This is a genomic window from Rhodoferax sp. (assembly GCF_028689305.1).
Classification (GTDB): domain Bacteria; phylum Pseudomonadota; class Gammaproteobacteria; order Burkholderiales; family Burkholderiaceae_C; genus Rhodoferax.
Map to the genome: position 1 here is coordinate 51,063 of NZ_JAQTWM010000007.1, position 17,638 is coordinate 68,700.

General features: G+C 62.3%; 14 protein-coding genes. 9 read left to right on the forward strand and 5 right to left on the reverse strand.

The features are described 5' to 3' along the window. Positions 1-56: 56 nt before the first annotated feature. Genes PHW99_RS02860 through PHW99_RS02870 form a run of 3 tightly spaced genes read left to right on the forward strand, consistent with a single transcriptional unit; the run spans position 57 to position 3,098 of the window. A complete protein-coding gene (locus PHW99_RS02860; protein WP_300173621.1) occupies positions 57-1,052 on the forward strand; it encodes a TRAP transporter substrate-binding protein in 996 nt (331 codons plus the stop codon). A 52-nt stretch (positions 1,053-1,104) separates the two neighbouring features. Further along, on the forward strand, positions 1,105-1,818 hold the full coding sequence (locus PHW99_RS02865) for a TRAP transporter small permease (protein ID WP_300173623.1): 714 nt from the start codon (positions 1,105-1,107) through the stop codon (positions 1,816-1,818). Next, positions 1,815-3,098 carry a TRAP transporter large permease gene (locus tag PHW99_RS02870; protein ID WP_300173625.1) on the forward strand — a complete coding sequence of 428 codons (1,284 nt, stop codon included), beginning with the start codon at positions 1,815-1,817 and terminating at the stop codon, positions 3,096-3,098. The genes PHW99_RS02865 and PHW99_RS02870 overlap by 4 nt, the downstream gene beginning before the upstream one ends. Before the next feature lie 110 nt (positions 3,099-3,208). Here the strand turns inward: PHW99_RS02870 and PHW99_RS02875 are convergent, their stop codons facing one another. Next, positions 3,209-3,847, reverse strand: coding sequence for an MBL fold metallo-hydrolase (locus PHW99_RS02875; protein WP_300173627.1), 639 nt, complete (start codon positions 3,845-3,847; stop codon positions 3,209-3,211). A gap of 13 nt (positions 3,848-3,860) precedes the next feature. Further along, on the reverse strand, positions 3,861-4,619 hold the full coding sequence (locus tag PHW99_RS02880) for a hypothetical protein (RefSeq protein ID WP_300173629.1): 759 nt from the start codon (positions 4,617-4,619) through the stop codon (positions 3,861-3,863). 172 nt (positions 4,620-4,791) lie between these two features. Between PHW99_RS02880 and PHW99_RS02885 the strand changes: the two genes are divergently transcribed. Beyond that, the gene (locus PHW99_RS02885) at positions 4,792-5,214 is read left to right on the forward strand and encodes a PaaI family thioesterase (protein ID WP_300173631.1); all 423 of its coding nucleotides are present in this window, start codon (positions 4,792-4,794) and stop codon (positions 5,212-5,214) included. A 184-nt stretch (positions 5,215-5,398) separates the two neighbouring features. After that, on the forward strand, positions 5,399-5,617 hold the full coding sequence (locus PHW99_RS02890; RefSeq protein WP_300173633.1) for a YdcH family protein: 219 nt from the start codon (positions 5,399-5,401) through the stop codon (positions 5,615-5,617). A 47-nt stretch (positions 5,618-5,664) separates the two neighbouring features. Here the strand turns inward: PHW99_RS02890 and PHW99_RS02895 are convergent, their stop codons facing one another. Together PHW99_RS02895 and PHW99_RS02900 are read right to left on the reverse strand one after the other, a co-directional pair. Next, entirely contained in the window at positions 5,665-6,243 is a 579-nt protein-coding gene (locus PHW99_RS02895) for a cob(I)yrinic acid a,c-diamide adenosyltransferase (RefSeq protein WP_300173634.1), read from the reverse strand. 27 nt (positions 6,244-6,270) lie between these two features. After that, positions 6,271-7,854 (reverse strand): hybrid sensor histidine kinase/response regulator, encoded by a 1,584-nt coding sequence (locus tag PHW99_RS02900; RefSeq protein WP_300173635.1) that lies wholly within the window; start codon positions 7,852-7,854, stop codon positions 6,271-6,273. 53 nt (positions 7,855-7,907) lie between these two features. On the opposite strand from PHW99_RS02900, the gene PHW99_RS02905 reads away from it, so the two are divergent. Together PHW99_RS02905 and PHW99_RS02910 are read left to right on the forward strand one after the other, a co-directional pair. Continuing rightward, positions 7,908-9,347 (forward strand): FAD-linked oxidase C-terminal domain-containing protein, encoded by a 1,440-nt coding sequence (locus PHW99_RS02905; protein ID WP_300173636.1) that lies wholly within the window; start codon positions 7,908-7,910, stop codon positions 9,345-9,347. A 49-nt stretch (positions 9,348-9,396) separates the two neighbouring features. Then, on the forward strand, positions 9,397-12,096 hold the full coding sequence (locus tag PHW99_RS02910) for a cation-translocating P-type ATPase (RefSeq protein WP_300173637.1): 2,700 nt from the start codon (positions 9,397-9,399) through the stop codon (positions 12,094-12,096). Between the two features lie 37 nt (positions 12,097-12,133). Here the strand turns inward: PHW99_RS02910 and ald are convergent, their stop codons facing one another. Then, positions 12,134-13,249 carry an alanine dehydrogenase gene (gene ald, locus PHW99_RS02915; RefSeq protein WP_300173638.1) on the reverse strand — a complete coding sequence of 372 codons (1,116 nt, stop codon included), beginning with the start codon at positions 13,247-13,249 and terminating at the stop codon, positions 12,134-12,136. A 190-nt stretch (positions 13,250-13,439) separates the two neighbouring features. On the opposite strand from ald, the gene PHW99_RS02920 reads away from it, so the two are divergent. Next, positions 13,440-14,210, forward strand: coding sequence for a sulfite exporter TauE/SafE family protein (locus tag PHW99_RS02920; RefSeq protein ID WP_300173639.1), 771 nt, complete (start codon positions 13,440-13,442; stop codon positions 14,208-14,210). A 9-nt stretch (positions 14,211-14,219) separates the two neighbouring features. Then, the coding region (locus tag PHW99_RS02925) for an EAL domain-containing protein (RefSeq protein ID WP_300173641.1) at positions 14,220-17,638 on the forward strand (3,419 nt) is incomplete at its 3' end.

Genomic DNA, 17,638 nt, shown 5'->3' on the forward strand with positions numbered 1-17,638 from the left:
TGGCCTGCGCGTTACGCTTGGCCGGCTTCGTTCTTTCATTCCATCAGGAGACTTTCATGAAACTGAAATCCATCTTGGCCGCTGCTTTGCTGGCCGTCGGCTTGAGCGTCAGTGCGCAAACCATCATCAAATTCAGCCACGTGGTGGCGGCAGACACCCCCAAGGGCAAGGCCTCCGAGTTTTTCGCCAAGAAGGCCGCTGAACTGACCAAGGGCAAGGTCAAGGTGGAGGTTTATGCCAACAGCGCCTTGTACAAGGACAAGGAAGAAATGGAAGCCTTGCAGATCGGCTCGGTCCAGATGCTGGCGCCGTCACTGGCCAAATTTGGTCCTTTGGGCGTGAAGGAGTTTGAGGCGTTTGACTTCCCCTTCATTTTTGACGACACCGCCGAACTGCACAAGATCACCCAGGGTCCGGTCGGTGCCGCCATGCTGGCCAAGCTGGAACCCAAGGGCATCAAGGGCCTGGCCTATTGGGACAATGGCTTCAAGTCGTTCTCGGCCAACACACCGCTGAAAAATCCGGCAGATTACAAAGGCAAGAAATTCCGCATCCAGTCGTCCAAGGTGCTGGAAGAGGAAATCCGCTCGGTGGGAGGCATTCCGCAGGTGATGGCATTCTCGGAGGTGTACCAGGCGCTGCAGACCGGTGTGGTGGATGGGACCGAAAACCCGATCTCCAACTTCTACACCCAGAAGATGCATGAAGTGCAGAAGCACCTCTCGCTGACCAACCATGGTTATCTGGGTTATGCGGTGATTGTCAACAAGAAGTTCTGGGACGGACTGCCTGCCGACGTGCGTGGCCAGTTGGAACAGGCCATGAAAGAGGCCACCGACTATGCCAACAAGATCGCCCAGGAAGAAAACGATGCATCCCTTGAAGGTGTGAAGAAGAGTGGCAAAACCACCGTCTACACCCCGACCAAGGAAGAGCGTATGGCTTTGAAGAAAGCCATGGCCCCGGTGCACCTCAAAATGGCTGACCGCGTCGGCAAGGAAACGCTGCAGAAGTTCTACGCCGCCACTGGCTTTGATCCGGCCAAGCTCTAAGCTGGTTTGAGTGCAGAAGCAACATCGATGACGCAATGGCGGAGTTGAACACATGAAATTCCTTGATCACCTGGAAGAGTGGCTGATCACCTTCCTGATGGGCGGCGCGACGCTGATCATCTTTGTTGCGGTGCTGCACCGTTATGCCGCCGGCCTGGCCATTCCGGGCCTGCAGGACTGGCTCCTGTCGATCAGCATGAGCTGGGCGCAGGAGCTCACCATCATCATGTTTGTCTGGATGGCCAAGTTTGGTGCGGCCTACGGGGTGCGCACCGGCATCCACGTCGGGGTGGACGTGCTGATCAACCGCCTGAGCAAGGAAAACCGCGCCAAGTTCGTTATTCTGGGCTTGTGTGCTGGCGCGTTGTTTACCGGTATCGTGGCCACGCTGGGGGCGCGTTTTGTCTGGGAAAACGGCGCCCACTACTTTTTCTACAACCTCATGGGGCTGTCGATCACCGACATCCCCGAAGGCCCCACCACCCCCGATCTGGAGTGGGCCACCTGGATGGTCTACAGCGCCATTCCTCTGGGCACCAGCCTGATGTGTTTCCGCTTTTTGCAGGTGCTGGTCAACTTTCTCAAAACGGGTGATCTGCCACACCATGACCACGGTCATGTGGACGGACTCGATGACAACGCGCCCGTGGCGGTGGATGCCAATCCCTATGCCATGGGCGACAACCTGCACGCCCGTGATCTGCACCATTCACTCGAAGGCAAAACCCGCAAGAACGACAGCACCACTGGAGGGTCAGCCCAATGAATGCCGCCATTATTTTCATCTTGCTGATGGTGCTGATGCTCACCGGCATGCCAATTTCGATCTCGCTTGGCCTGACGGTGCTGACCTTTTTGTTCGGTTTTACCCATGTGCCGCTGGAATCGGTGGCCCTGAAACTGTTCACCGGTATTGAGAAGTTCGAGATCATGGCGATTCCGTTCTTCATCCTGGCGGGCAACTTCCTGACCCACGGTGGTGTGGCGCGACGCATGATCAGTTTTGCTTCCAGCATGGTCGGTCACTGGTACGGTGGCCTGGGGCTGGCGGGGGTGCTGGGCTGTGCCCTGTTTGCGGCGGTGTCGGGCTCCAGCCCGGCCACGGTGGTGGCAATTGGCTCAATCCTGCTGCCAGCCATGACCCGCGCCGGTTTTCCCCAGAGTTTTGGCGCGGGGGTGATCACCACCTCGGGTGCGTTGGGCATCCTGATTCCACCGTCGATTGTGATGGTGATGTATTCGGTGGCCACCAATACCTCGGTCGGCGCGCTGTTCATGGCCGGTGTGGTGCCGGGTCTGCTGCTGGCCGGTGTGTTGGGTGGTGTCACCTGGTACCGCGCCCGCAAATTCAATTACCCGCGTTTGGCCAAAGCCACCTGGGCTGAGCGTTTCAAGGCCTTCAAGGCCTCGGTCTGGGGGCTGTTGCTGATCGTGATTGTGATGGGTGGCATCTACAGCGGCATGTTCACACCCACCGAAGCGGCGGCCATGAGCGCGGTCTACGCCTTCTTTGTGGCGGTGTTTGTCTACAAAGACATGGGGCTCAAAGACGTGCCCAAGGTGTTGCTGAACTCGGCCAACATGTCGGCCATGCTGCTGTACATCATCACCAACGCGGTGTTGTTCAGCTTCATCATGACCAACGAGAACATTCCGCAGGCCCTGGCCGACTGGATGCTGGGTCATGGTCTGGGCATGATCACTTTCCTGCTGGCCTGCAACGTCATCCTGCTGCTGGCCGGCAACTTCATGGAGCCCTCCAGCATTGTGCTGATCTTCGCCCCGATCCTGTTCCCGGTGGCGATGAAGCTGGGCATTGACCCGGTGCACTTCGGCATCATCATGGTGGTGAACATGGAAGTGGGCATGTGCCACCCGCCGGTCGGCCTGAACCTGTATGTGGCCTCGGGCATCACCAAGATGGGCATCACCGAGCTGACGGTGGCGGTCTGGCCGTGGCTGCTGGCGATGCTGGGCTTCCTGGGCGTGGTGACCTACTGGCCGGCCATGTCCACTTGGTTCCCGCGCATGCTGGGCATGATGTAGGCACGCCTGCGCTGGCGCAAAAAAGCCCGGTTTTGTCCGGGCTTTTTTAATGACCAAATTGCTTGTCAGCCCGGATGTTGAAAGGGTTGTTAGCTATAAATTAAATAGCTTTATTGGTCGGCCACATAGGGGTTGCTGCGCCGTTCTCGGCCAAAGGTGCTTTCCGGGCCATGGCCGGGGATGAACACCGTGTCGTCGCCCATCGGCCACAACCGCTGCCTGATGCTGGCAATCAGCGTGGCGTGATCACCCTGCGGGAAGTCGGTGCGGCCAATCGAGCCGGCAAACAGCACGTCGCCCACAAACGCCCGTTTGGCCTGGGCCGAGTGAAACACCACATGGCCTGGCGTATGGCCCGGGCAATGCCGCACCGTCAGGGTGCAGTGGCCGACGCTGACCGTGTCGCCGTCATGCAGCCAGCGGGTGGGGGTGAAGGTCTGCGCCGGGGCAAAGCCATAGGCCTGGCTTTGTTGCGGCAGGCCGTTGATCCAGAACTGGTCACCCTCGTGCGGCCCAATGATGGGCAGATGCAGCCGTTGGGCCAGTTCACCAGCGCCGCCAGCATGGTCAATATGGGCATGGGTCAGCCAGATCTGCTCCAGTGACAGACCCAGCCGGGCGACCTCACCCAGCACCACATCCAGATCTCCACCGGGGTCGATGACGGCGGCCTTCAGGGTCTGGTCGCACCAGACCAGCGAACAGTTCTGGGCAAAAGCAGTGACTGGAATGGTGAGGTACTGAAACATGGCATCAGCCCACTCAGGCTGCCGATGGTGCCTGGGCATCCGCCATGGCAGCGGCCGGTTTGGCCAGCTTCAGGCTGCCATTGGTGCCGGTTTTGAGGTGCCCCGTCTGGACCAGCTTCTTGAGGGCCGCCGTCATCGAGCCCATGGGAATGCCGGTGGCCTGGCTCACTGCGGTCTGGTTGATCTCGGTGAAGGTCTGGGCATTGAGCACACTCTCCAGATGCTGCAGCAATTTCGCAGCGTTGCCACTGAGTGGCAGCACCTGACCGGGGGTGGCCGCGCCGGGCGACTTGACGGCAGAACGTGATTTCTTGGCCGGGGCCGAGGCTTTCTTGGCTGTGATGACGGCGTCCGAAATCGGCTGGCTGGTCTGGCTGGTGGCCTGGGGCCGGGCGGCGGCCTTGGGCTTTTTCCTGGCGGCGGCAGGTGTGGTCTTGGCGGTTTTCTTGTGGGGCTTGGCCTTGACGGACGCGGGGGCCGTCAGCACCAGGACATCGCTGACGGCGAGTTGGTGATCGTCGTTGAGCTCGCTGGCTACCTGATAGACCTTGCGCAGATCTTCCTCGATCAGTGACAAGGTCTGGGACAGCCGCGCGGCGGTCTTCCAGTTTTCAATCAGGGTGTCGTTACCCAGGTCGTACGGGTTCTGCATGATTGCCGTTCGGGCGCGCTCGGCATAATCTTTGACCACTTCTTTGAGATTGGCATCTGCCGCGAACGCCGCAGCGCCGACTTGTTGAATCGCAGTGAGGGTCGAACTTGGGATGGACATGGGAGGATCCTTGATTGACGAACAGGAAAACCGGGGGTGAGTCTCACCCGCCATGATGGTTGAGACAGGATGTCCAACGCTGGCACCGGATTTTAGAGGGTGGACCATATGGTCGGCGGCGTTTTGCCATTGGCTATAGTGCGGTTCCCATTTTTCAAACCAGGAACCCGTGATGTCCGTCTGGCAACAACCCATCTCTGTGCAAACTCTCACCACCTTGTGCACCAACACGGCGGTCAGTCACCTGGGGATCGAATTTGTGGCGGTGGGTGAGGACAGCATCACCGCCCGTCTGCCAGTCAACGAGCGCACCTGCCAGCCCTTTGGCCTGCTGCACGGTGGTGTGAGTGTGGTGCTGGCCGAAACGCTGGGCTCCTGCGCTGCCAACTTTGCCTGCGCACCGGGTCACCGGGCCGTGGGGCTGGACATCAATGCCAACCACCTCAAGGGGGTCACCAGCGGCTGGGTGACCGGCATCACCCGCCCGGTGCATCTGGGACGCACCACCCAGGTGTGGCAGATTGAGCTGCGCAACGAAGCCGGGGAGCTCAGCTGTGTGTCGCGCATCACCATGGCGATCCTGGCCCCGAACTGATCAAATCATGCACAAAACAGGCCTCTAGCCCGCATAAAATGGTTATGTTTAGCTATATAAATAATAGCTAAATTGAACCCTGTCCGATGCCGCCAAAGGGCTTGGGTCGGGCCCGGGATTGACGCATAATGGTCAACGCGCCATGCCATCTGTGCACGGCCCGGTTCAACTACTTGGAGTGTCCATGTTCCCTGAATACCGCGACCAAATCACCCAGCTCAAGACCCAGGACCCGCATTTTGTTCGTCTGTTTGAACGGCACAACGCATTGGACCAGCAGGTTCAGCGCATGGCCTCCCACAACGAGCCCAGCACCTCGGAGCAAATGGAACGGCTCAAAAAAGAAAAACTGCAGCTCAAGGACGAGATCTACACCCTCCTGAAAAAGGCCGCCCAGACCTGAACTGGCGCGAGACACGCCTGCCTGCCGCCTGGGCGCTGGCAGGTGTGTCAGTCTGCTGTGGCCTGCGCCAGCCGCGTGCTGCGCCAGTACACGTCGTCGCCTGCCGTGCCGTCAGTGCGGTAGCGGTTGAGGACCCGTGCCAGCACAAACATCAGGTCCGACAGGCGGTTGAGGTACTGGCGCGGTGTGTCGCGCAGCGCATCCTGCGTACCCAAGCCGACCACCGCCCGTTCGGCCCGGCGCGCCACCGTGCGACAGACATGGGCCAGCGATGCGGCCCGGGTACCGGCCGGCAAAATGAATTCCTGCAGCCGGGGCAAGGCGGCATTGTGCTCGGCCAGCGCCTCATCCAGGGCCAGCACCGCCTCGGCCTTGAGCAGTTCAAACCCCGGGATCGACAGCTCGCCGCCCAGATTGAACAGCTGGTGCTGGATCTCCACCAGCAGTGCCCGCACGCTGTCTGGCATGGCCTCACACAACAGCACGCCGATGTGGGAGTTGAGTTCATCCACCTCCCCCATGGCGTGCACGCGCAAGCTGTTTTTGGAAACCCGGGTGTTGTCACCCAGGCCGGTGGTGCCGTCGTCGCCGGTGCGGGTGGCGATCTGTGTCAGTCGGTTGCCCATGAGAGGAGTCTTTCTGGTCAGGAGAGGTCAGGCGGGTGCGGCGCCGACCACAAAAGTATGGCGCGGCAGCGTCACCGTCAGGGTGGTGCGGTTCTGGGCGTCGCTGGTGGCCATCTCCAGGGTGCCGTTTTGTGCCTTGGCCAGCAGCTTGGCCGAATAAGTGCCGATGCCGCTGCCACCGGTCTTGCCGCTGGTGGCAAATTTCTCGAAAAACCGCCCCCGCATGTCCGCCGGCACCACCCCCTGGTTGATGATCAGGATGCGCAGCGGGGTTTCGTCCTTGAGCTGCACCAGCACGCGACTGCCGGGTGGCGCGGCCTCACAGGCGTTTTTGATCAGGTTCTGGAACAGCGAATAACACAGCATGGCATCGCCCTCGGCGCGTGGCAGCTCCGTGCCCACTTGGGTATCGGTGTCCACCTCAATCGTCAGGTGTTTGTCGGAAAAACCGGCGCGTGACAGGTCGACGATGCGGTGCAGGATGTCGCCGACATCCACCGCCACCGGCTTGAGCTTGAAACGGCCCATTTCCATCTTGTACAACTCGCCGGAGAGGTTGACCATGTTGATCACCTGCTCTGCGGTTTGTTTCACCAGCCGCAGCATGGCGGCGTGTTTGGGGGCCATGCTGTCGTCGTCGGCCAGGGTCTGCACCATGCCGACAATGCCGGCCAGTGACCCCTTGAGGTCGTGGCGGGTGATGTTTTCCGCATCTTCCCGGATGCGCGCGGCGTCGAGCATGGCGTCGTAGTCGGCCTGCAGGCGTCGGCGCATGTCGACAAACTGGATGAAGTTGCGCACGCGCGTGCGCAAGGCCTTGGGATCGGAGGACTTGGAGACAAAGTCCACCGCACCCAGCGCCATGCCCTTGAGCCTGGCTTCCTCGTCGGCCATGGCGGTGACAAAAATCACTGGGATATTGGCCGTGGCGGCTTGCTCGCGCAGGCGGCGCACCACTTCAAAACCGTCCATGCCCGGCATCAGCACATCCATCAGCACCAGGTCGGGGGCGGGTTCGGCCTGGCACAGGGTCAGGGCGCTGGCGCCATCGGTGGCGGTGAGCACGCTGTATTCGTCCTTGAACAACTGCTCCATCAGCTTCAGGCTGACCGGATAGTCGTCCACCACCAGAATGCGCGACGGCGGCATGGTCGCCCCCAGCTCCAGCGCGTCCGACGGGCCGGCCGACGCGGCAGCCGGGGTTTGCGCAGGTTTGGCCACGGTGACCGGGCGGCGGCTGAGCATGCGCTCCAGCCGTGCGCGCAGGCTGCTGGCGTTATAGGGTTTGACCAGCAGGGCGCTGACCCCGGCGGCAATGACTTCCTCGATGCGCTGGCGTTCTGCCTCGGCGGTGATCATCAGAAATGGCAGCTGGGCCAGCTTGGCGTCGGCACGGATCGCCCGCAACAGCTCCAGGCCCGACATCACGGGCATGTTCCAGTCGGACAAAACGGCGTCAAACTTGGCCGCGCGCAACATCTCCAGCGCCTCGGCGCCGTTGCGTGCCACCTTGACGCGCTCGAACCCCATGCCGCGCAGCTGGTTGACCGTGACGGCACGCATCAGTTCCAGATCATCCACAATCAGGTAGTTGAGTTGGTGCAGGTTCATGGGCGTGGACCAGGACGATTTTGCATAATGGATCATTATCACGGAGACCTCCCATGAATGCACCTCTTGCCGGCAGCCACAAGCTGCCTGAAATCCACGTCCGCGCCGTTCCCGGTGCCTTGATCGACGCCTTGCGCCAGCGCTTTGGCAGCCAGCTGTCCACCGCCCAGATCGTTCGCGAGCAGCATGGCCGCGACGAATCCTCCTTCAGCGTGCCGCCGCCTGACGCGGTGGTGTTTGCCCAGAGTACCCAGGATGTGGCCGACGCCGTCAAACTGGCCGCTGCCCACAAGGTGCCAGTGATCCCGTTTGGCATTGGCTCGTCGCTGGAAGGCCATCTGCTGGCGGTGCAGGGCGGCATCAGCCTGGATGTCAGTCGCATGGACCAGGTCCTGTCCATCAATGCCGAAGACCTCACCGTGACGGTGCAGCCCGGCGTGACCCGCAAGGCACTCAATGAGGCAGTCAAGTCCACCGGCCTGTTTTTCCCGATCGACCCCGGCGCCGATGCCACCATCGGCGGCATGGCGGCCACCCGCGCCAGCGGCACCAACGCCGTGCGTTACGGCACCATGCGCGAAAACGTGCTGGCGCTGGAAGTGGTCACGGCACAGGGCGAGATCATCCGCACCGGCACCCGGGCCAAGAAGTCCAGCGCCGGTTACGACCTGACCCGGCTGCTGGTCGGCAGCGAGGGCACCCTGGGCGTGATCACCGAAATCACCGTCAAGCTCTACCCGCTGCCCGAGGCGGTGATGGCCGCCACCTGCAGCTTTCCCACCCTGGCCGATGCCGTCAACACCACCATCCAGATCATCCAGATGGGCGTGCCGATTGCCCGCTGTGAACTGCTGGACGCCAACACCATCCGCATGGTCAACCAGCATTCCCGGCTGAACCTGCGTGAGGGGGCGATGCTGCTGATGGAATTCCACGGCTCACCAGCCGGCGTGCAGGAGCAAGTGGAAACCGTGCAGGCGATTGCGGCTGAGCTGGGTGGCCAGACCTTTGAGTGGGCCAACACCCCGGAGGAGCGCACCCGCTTGTGGACGGCGCGGCACAACGCCTATTTTGCCGGTGTCCAGTCGCGCCCGGGCTGCAAGGCCATCACCACCGACGCCTGTGTGCCGATCTCCAACCTGGCCACGGCGCTGCTCGATTCGGTCACCGAGGCCCAGGCCAGCGGCCTGACCTATTTCCTGGTCGGCCATGTCGGCGACGGCAACTTCCACATGGGGTACCTGATCGACCCTGACAGCGCCTCGGAGCGTGACATTGCCGAGCAGCTCAACCATCAATTGGTGCAGCGTGCCCTGCAGCTGGGCGGTACCTGCACCGGTGAACACGGCGTGGGCCTGCACAAGATGGACTTCCTGGTGCAAGAGACCGGTAGCGGCGCCGTGGCCATGATGCGCACCATCAAGCGGGCGCTGGACCCGGACAACATCATGAACCCTGGCAAGATATTTGCTATAGATAATGTAGCTATCTAGGCATATTCCTTCCGGGCTGGAGGCCAATTTTGTTCATCACTTTGTTGCCATGAACCACCACAACGCCCCCGCCACCACCGAAGTGAATGGCGACTGGCACCTGCGCGAGGCCCACGAACTGGCCCAGGTCCATGAGGTCAACCCCAACCATGGCCTGCTGGAGGCGCAGGTCAACCAGCGCCGACTGCGCTATGGCGCCAACGAGTTGCCCACGGGCAGCCAGCGTAGCCTGTGGGCACTGGTGGTGGAGCAGTTCAGTGATTTCATGATCCTGGTGCTACTGGCTGCTGCGCTCATCTCGGGGGTGATGGGCGACTTGGTCGACACCCTGGTGATCCTGGTCATCGTGGTGCTCAATGCCGCCATTGGCCTGTTCCAGGGGTGGCGCGCCGATCAGGCCATGGCGGCGCTGCGCCAGCTGGCGGCGGCGCAGGCCACGGTGCTGCGCGACGGCCAGATCCAGGTGGTGCCGGCCAGCACCCTGGTGCCGGGCGACATCGTGTTGCTGGAGGCCGGCAACCAGGTGCCCGCTGACCTGCGGCTGATGGAGATTGCCCAGCTGCAGGTGGACGAATCGGCGCTGACCGGGGAGTCGGTGACGGTGGCCAAACACACCGCCGCGTTGGCTGACGCTGGTTCCAGCGCTCTGGGTGACCGTCTCAACATGGCTTTCAAGGGCACCACCGCCACCCATGGCCGGGCGCGTGGGCTGGTGGTGGCCACCGGCACGGCCACCGAACTGGGCCGGGTGGCCGGTTTGCTTGACAGCGCCGACCGCAGCACGCCGCTGCAGCAGCGCCTGGCCGCGTTTGGCAAACGCTTGGCGCTGGCGGTGCTGGCGATTTGTGCCGTGGTGTTTGTCGTCGGCATTCTGCGCGGAGAAGCCCCGTTGCTGATGGCGCTGACCGCCATCAGTCTGGCCGTGGCGGCCATCCCCGAGGCGCTGCCGGCCGTGGTGACGGTGCTGCTGGCGCTGGGCGCGCGGCGCATGGTGGCGGTGAATGCGCTGATCCGGCGCCTGCCTTCGGTCGAGACGCTGGGCTCGGTGTCCACCATCTGCTCGGACAAGACCGGCACACTGACGCAAAACCGGATGCATGCCGAAGGGGTGCTGGCGCTGGACCAGCTCTGGTTGCCCGGTGACCCGCTGCCCTCGGCCGTGCACGCCGAAACCCTGCGCGCCGCCGCCCTGTGTAATGACGCCAGCCTCGGCGCCAACGGCCAGTGGCAGGGTGACCCGACCGAAACCGCGCTGGTCCTGGCGGCCCACAGTGCCCAACTGGACAAGACCGCGCTGGACGCCCACTGGCCACGGGTGCAGGAGCAACCGTTTGACGCCGAACGCAAGCGCATGACCACCTTTCACCATCCGGCCGGGGTGGCGCCGGGTGGCAAGCACCATTGCATTGCTTACACCAAGGGCGCACCCGAATCGGTCCTGCCGCGCTGTGTCGCGCAATGGACGCCCGAGGGTGCGGTGGCGCTGGACACGGCGGCCCAGATGGCGGCCGCCCAGGCCCTGGCGGCGCGTGGCCTGCGCGTGCTGGCGCTGGCGCGGCGCAACCATGGCCGCCTGCCGGACACCAATGCGCTGGATGCGGTGGAAAGCCAGCTGGAACTGCTGGGGCTGATCGCCCTGATCGACCCGCCGCGGCAGGAGGCCATGGCCGCGGTGCGCGACTGCATTGGCGCGGGCATCACCCCGATCATGATCACCGGCGACCATCCGGCCACCGCCCGCGCCATCGCCTTCCGGCTGGGCATCGTGACTGACGAACAGGCCCCGGTGCTGACCGGCGCCGACCTGAGCGCCATGGACGACGCCACGCTGCAGGCGCGCGTGACCCAGGTGCGGGTGTATGCCCGGGTGGATCCGGCGCAGAAGATCCGCATCGTGATGGCGCTGCAGGCCCATGGCCAGTTTGTGGCCATGACCGGCGACGGTGTCAATGATGCGCCCGCGCTCAAACGCGCCGACATCGGGGTGGCCATGGGCAAGGGCGGCACCGATGTGGCGCGTGAGGCCGCCAGCCTGGTGCTGCTGGACGACAACTTTGCCACCATCGTGGCGGCGGTGCGTGAGGGCCGACGCATCTACGACAACGTGCGCAAGTTTGTGCGCTACGCCATGACCGGCAACTCCGGCGAAATCTGGACGATCTTCTTGGCGCCCTTGTTGTTGTTGCCGATTCCGCTGCTGCCGATCCACATCCTGTGGGTCAATCTGGTCACCGACGGTCTGCCCGGCCTGGCATTGGCCGCCGAACCGGCCGAGCGCGGCATCATGCAGCGGCCACCGCGGCCACCGCAGGAAAGCCTGTTTGCCCATGGCATGTGGCAGCACATCCTGGGCGTGGGCCTGCTGATTGGTGGACTGTGTCTGGGGGTGCAGGCCTGGGCCATCAACACCGGCCATGCCCACTGGCAGACCATGGTGTTCACCGTGCTGACCCTGGCGCAGATGGCGCATGTGCTGGCCATCCGCTCGGAAACCGAAGCCCTGTGGCGCCAGGGCCTGCTGAGCAACCGGCCACTGCTGGGCGCGGTGTTGCTGACCTTTGTATTGCAACTGGCCACCATCTATGTGCCGGCGCTCAACCCGATTTTCAAAACCCAGCCGCTGTCGGCGTTTGAGATGGGGCTGTGCCTGGCCGCTGCCGCTGTGGTCTGGGTGGTGGTGGAAGTCGAAAAGGCCTGGCGGCGCACGCGGCGCGAGTCTGGCGCGGACACCGCCATGGACGCGCCCTGAAGCGGCGCCGTCCGATGGCGGTTGAGGGTGTGTCGGACTAGCCCAGCAGCTGGTCGGGGTTGACGTAGCTGTAGCCCAGATCGTTGGCCACGGCGGCATACGTCACCTGGCCGGCACACACGTTGAGACCGTTTTTCAGGTGCGGATTGTCCTTGAGCGCTTCTCTCCAGCCTTTATCCGCCAGCGCCACGGCGTGGCCGATGGTGGCGTTATTGAGCGCAAAGGTCGAGGTGCGTGCCACCGCGCCGGGCATGTTGGCCACACAGTAGTGCACCACGCCGTCCACCTCAAAGGTCGGCTCGGCATGGGTGGTGGCGTGTGAGGTCTCGAAGCAGCCGCCCTGGTCAATCGCCACGTCCACCACCACTGCGCCTTTTTTCATGCGCGCAATCATGGCGCGGGTCACCAGCTTGGGCGCAGCTGCGCCTGGGATCAACACCCCACCGACCACCAGATCGGCGGCCAGCACGGCGTCGTCGACACTTTGGGCGGACGAATACACGGTGTGGATGCGGTTGCCAAACACCAGGTCCAGCTGGCGCAGCCGGTCGACGTTCTTGTCCAGCACCGTCACCTGGGCGCCCATGCCGACGGCCATTTGCAGCGCATGGGTGCCGACCACCCCCGCGCCCAGAATGGTCACCTGGGCGGCCGGCACCCCCGGCACCCCACCCAGCAAGATACCCATGCCGCCCTTGGACTTTTCCAGGTGGGCGGCACCGGCCTGCACCGCCATGCGGCCAGCGACTTCACTCATGGGCGCCAGCAGCGGCAGGCCGCCGCCGGGGCCGGTGATGGTTTCATAAGCGATGCAGACCGCGCCGGATTTCACCAGCGCTGCGGTTTGCTCCGGGTCCGGCGCCAGATGCAGGTAGGTGTAGAGGATTTGGCCGGGGCGCAGCATGGCGCACTCCTGCGGCTGCGGTTCCTTGACCTTGACAATCATGTCGGCGGCGGCAAACACCTCGGCGGGTGTGGCCGCCAGGGTGGCGCCAGCGGCCTGGTATTGTGCGTCGGTCAGTCCGATGGCGGCACCGGCGCCGCTTTGCACCAGCACCTGATGGCCGTGGCTGGTGAGCTCGCGCACACTGGCCGGCGTCAAGCCGACGCGGTATTCGTGGTTCTTGATTTCCTTGGGGAGTCCGATCAGCATGTTTGTCTCCATGAGTTGCGAAAGCCGCAGTGTGTGACAGGTCAGGCAACAAGGAAACAAGGATCAGATTAATCTGCGCGGCATTCACGTGGCTAATGGCGATCAGGTGTGGATGGCTTTGCCATGGAGCTCTGAAGGGCCATCGACAATCCGACGGCGGTACCCACGGTTGCCCGGTGACAATCTGGTCATGTTGACCGATATCTGGACCTCTTCGCTGCTGCTGGCTGGCGCTGCCTTTGCCGCTGGCGTGCTGAACGCCATTGCCGGTGGTGGTAGCTTTCTGACGCTGCCGGCACTGGTGTTTGTGGGTGTGCCCCCGATCATGGCCAATGCCACCAGTGCGCTGGCGGTTAGCCCCGGTTATCTGGGCAGCACCCTGGGTTTTCGCCCCGAGCTGCGTCAGCTTCCCTTGATTCGTTTGAAGCGTGAAATGGTGTTGTCGGCGGTCGGGGGCATGGTCGGCGCGCTGTTGCTGCTGGTGACACCCGCCAAACTGTTTGCCAACTTGGTGCCCTGGCTGCTGCTGTTTGCCACACTGCTGTTCGCCGCTGGTCCGGCCCTGGCACGGCGTGCCAGTGTGGTGTCTCACGCTGGCCAGGGGGTGGCGCGCTGGCGTGAATCAGGGCTGCTGGTGGTGGCCATTTACGGCGGTTATTTCAATGGCGGGTTGGGGATTTTGTTGATGGCCTTGTATGCCGTGACGGGTGAATCGCGTATCCATACGGCCAATGCGCTCAAAAACCTCAATTCACTGGTGTTGTCATGGTTGTCCGTGGCGACTTTTGTGATGGCTGGTGTTATCGTCTGGCGCGCGGGGATCCTGATGATGCTGGCGGCCACGGCGGGTGGTTTTATGGGTGCCCGCTGGGCCAGACAATGGCCGGTGCATTGGATCCGCGCCGGGGTGATCGTCACAGGACTGGTGATGAGTGGGGCCTTTTTTGTCCGACAGGCTTGATGGGACAGCATGATGTTTGAAATCTTTCCGTGGAACAAACAGCTCGAAACGGATATTGCCGAAATTGATGAGCAGCACCGGATGTTGGTGAGCCTGCTCAACCGTCTGGCCCAGCAGCATGTGCAGGGCGCCTCGGAGGCAGAGATCCACGCCATCCTGGCGGAGCTGGCGGATTACGCCCATTACCACTTCCAGACCGAGGAAGGCGTCTGGCAAACGGCGATGCCTGGGGACAGCTGGCTTGAGGAGCACATCGCCAGCCATCAGCGCTTTTTTGAGCACATCGTTGAATTGCGATCAGGCCAACGTCCTTTCCAGGCTATCCTGGACGACCTGTTTTCGTACCTGACCTACCACATCCTGGACAACGACAAACGCATGGCCCTGGCAGTCAAAGGGGTGCGTGAAGGCCTCAGTGTGGAGGCTGCGCGCCAGCGTGCTGACGCGCAGATGCGCGGGGCCACCGCTGTATTGATCCAGACCGTGCTGTCCATGTACCAGACCGTCAGCGCACAGGCGCTGGAGTTGATGCACGAGAAACTGGCCCGCCAGCGTGCCGAAGAGGCGCTGCGCCACGGCAGGCAGCGTTGGCGGTTTTTCCTCGGTGATGACGAGGGTGGCCACATGCCGGGCACACCGCTGGAACAGCGCCTGCGGGTGGTGGTGGACCATGTGCCTGCTGGCGTGGTGGTGGTGGATGCCCGGACCCAGCGTTTTGTGTTTGCCAACTCCTGGTTTAGTCAGATGCTCGGCTACAGTCTGGATGAATTGCTCGACATGACGCCGCAACACATCCACCCGGCGCAAGTCATGCCGCAGGTTGAGCAGGATATTCAGAGCATGAAGGTCGGCCAGAAAAGGGACTCGCTGGCCATCCCCACGCTGCGCAAGGACGGTAGCCGCTTTATGGCCAACATCGAGCGGGTGCCGATTGAGCTGGAGGGCCAACTCAGTGTGTTGGCGGTGTTTACCGACGTGACGGCACGTCTGCAGGCCGAACAGGCGCTGCGGACCAGTGAATCACATTTGCGCACGCTGGTGGACACCATCCCGGATCTGGTCTGGCTCAAGAATACCGAGGGTGTCTATCTCTCCTGCAATCCGGCTTTTGAGCGCTTTTTTGGTGCCAAGGAGGCGGATATCGCGGGCAAGAGCGACCACGACTTTGTTGCCAAGGAACTCGCCGACTTTTTCCGTCAGAAAGACCAGGCGGCCATGGCGGCGCAACGGCCCGTGGTCAACGAGGAGTGGATCACTTTTGCCGACAACGGCCAGCGGGCACTGCTGGAGACCACCAAGGTGCCGATGCTTGACCCGGAAGGCCATTTACTAGGGGTATTGGGCATTGGCCACGACATCACCGAACGCCGCACCCATGCTGAAGCGCTGGAAGCGGAACGATTGCGCCTGCAAAACGCCATTGATGCAGCACAAGCCGGCACCTGGGAGTGGGATGTTCCGGGTGGGCAGGTGCGTTTCAGCGAACGTGCTGCCACCATGCTGGGGTATCCAGCCATGGAACTCCGGCAGGGTGCGTATGAACAGTTTGTCAACCTGCTCCACCCGGACGACCAGCCGCGCCAGCATGAGCTGATGGCACGGCATCTCAGTGGTGAATTGCCGCGTTTTGAGGCAGAGTTGCGTCTGCGCCATCGGGACGGCCACTGGGTCTGGTGGCGCACTCTGGGGCGGGTCATGCAACGCGCAGCCGCAGGGGAACCGGCGCTGGTGGCGGGCATCAGCATTGACATCAGCGACCAGAAAACCCACCGTGAACAACTGGATTACCTCACCCATCACGATGCCCTGACCGGGTTGCCCAACCGCAAACTGTTTGTGGATCTGCTGGCCGCCAGCATGGCCGCCACCTCAGTGCAGCACCATCTGGCGGTGGCCTACATCGACCTTGATGGTTTTGCGGCCTTCAACCAGGACCATGGTGAAGAAATTGGCAATCAGCTGATTGTGGCAGTCAGTCGCAGGCTGGCGCTGGCCATGCGCGAACACCAGCAGTTGGCCCACATCGGTGGCGACGAATTTGCCGTGATCCTCAGCAATCTGGCAGAGCCGCAAGCTTTGATCGAACCGGTCGGTCATCTGTTGACTGTGGTGTCCCAGCCACTGAGTGTGCACGGACTGAACCTGGCTGTGACGGCCAGCATTGGTGTCACGCTGTTTCCGCAACATGACAAGGTGGATGCCGAGCAACTGCTGCGCCAGGCCGATCAAGCCATGTATCTGGCCAAATTGGCTGGCAAGAACCGCTACCACCTGTTTGACCCGGTCAACGACGAAAGCACGCGTGCGCGGCTGACGCGTATCGACGAGGTTCGCCAAGCCTTGAGCAACAACGAATTTGTGCTGTTTTATCAGCCCAAGGTTCGTCTCAGCAGTGGCGAAGTCATTGGTTTTGAAGCGCTGATCCGCTGGCAGCACCCCGAGCGGGGTCTGCTGCCGCCAGTGGTGTTCATTCCCTTGCTGGATCAGCATCCACTGGCGATCACACTGGGTGACTGGGTGATTGAGACGGCCTTGGGGCAATTGGCCCAATGGAAGACCCAGGGCTTGCGTACCACGGTCAGTGTCAACATTGATGCCCAGCAATTGCTGGACCCGGACTTTGCGGACCGGCTGCAGCAGCAATTGGGCCAGTTCCCGATGGTGCAGCCGGCGCAACTGGAACTGGAGATTCTTGAAACCGGTGCGCTGGAGAACATGGCTCAGGTTTCGGCGTTGATCGCCCGCCTGCAAGCCATGGGCATGTCCTGCGCGCTCGATGACTTTGGCACCGGTTATTCGTCGCTGACTTTTCTGAAACAACTGACGGCACACACCATCAAGATCGACCAGAGTTTTGTGCGCGGCATGCTGGATGACGCCGGGCATGCTGCCATTGTCAACAGCGTGCTGGGCCTGGCCCGCAACTTTGACCGACTGGCGCTGGCAGAAGGCATCGAAACCGAAGCCCATGGCTGTTTACTGATCGAGTTCGGCTGCGACTATGGCCAAGGCTACTTCATTGCCCGACCGATGCCCGCAGCCGAGGTGGCACATTGGCTGGCGCATTGGCGAGCCCCCGGAAGCTGGGTGCAGAGTGAGGCGGTTGCACCACGTGACGTCCCGGTTTTGCTGGCGGAAGTTGAACACCGTGCCTGGTGCAAACAGATACATGCCTATGTGGCCCGACAAATCTCGAAAGTACCTGGCAATGACGATGTCACCTGCCGTTTTGGGCTGTGGCTGAACAAGCCGACCACACGCCAGCGTTTTGGCCGCCGTCCGCTGTTTGTTCATCTTGAGCAGACCCATCATGCCATCCACCAAGTGGCGGCGCAGTTGTTGGACAGTGTTCAGAACAATACATTGATCGACGCCAATGCCAGCCTGGCCGAACTCGAAGCCCTGAGTCAGATCATGCTGGATGAATT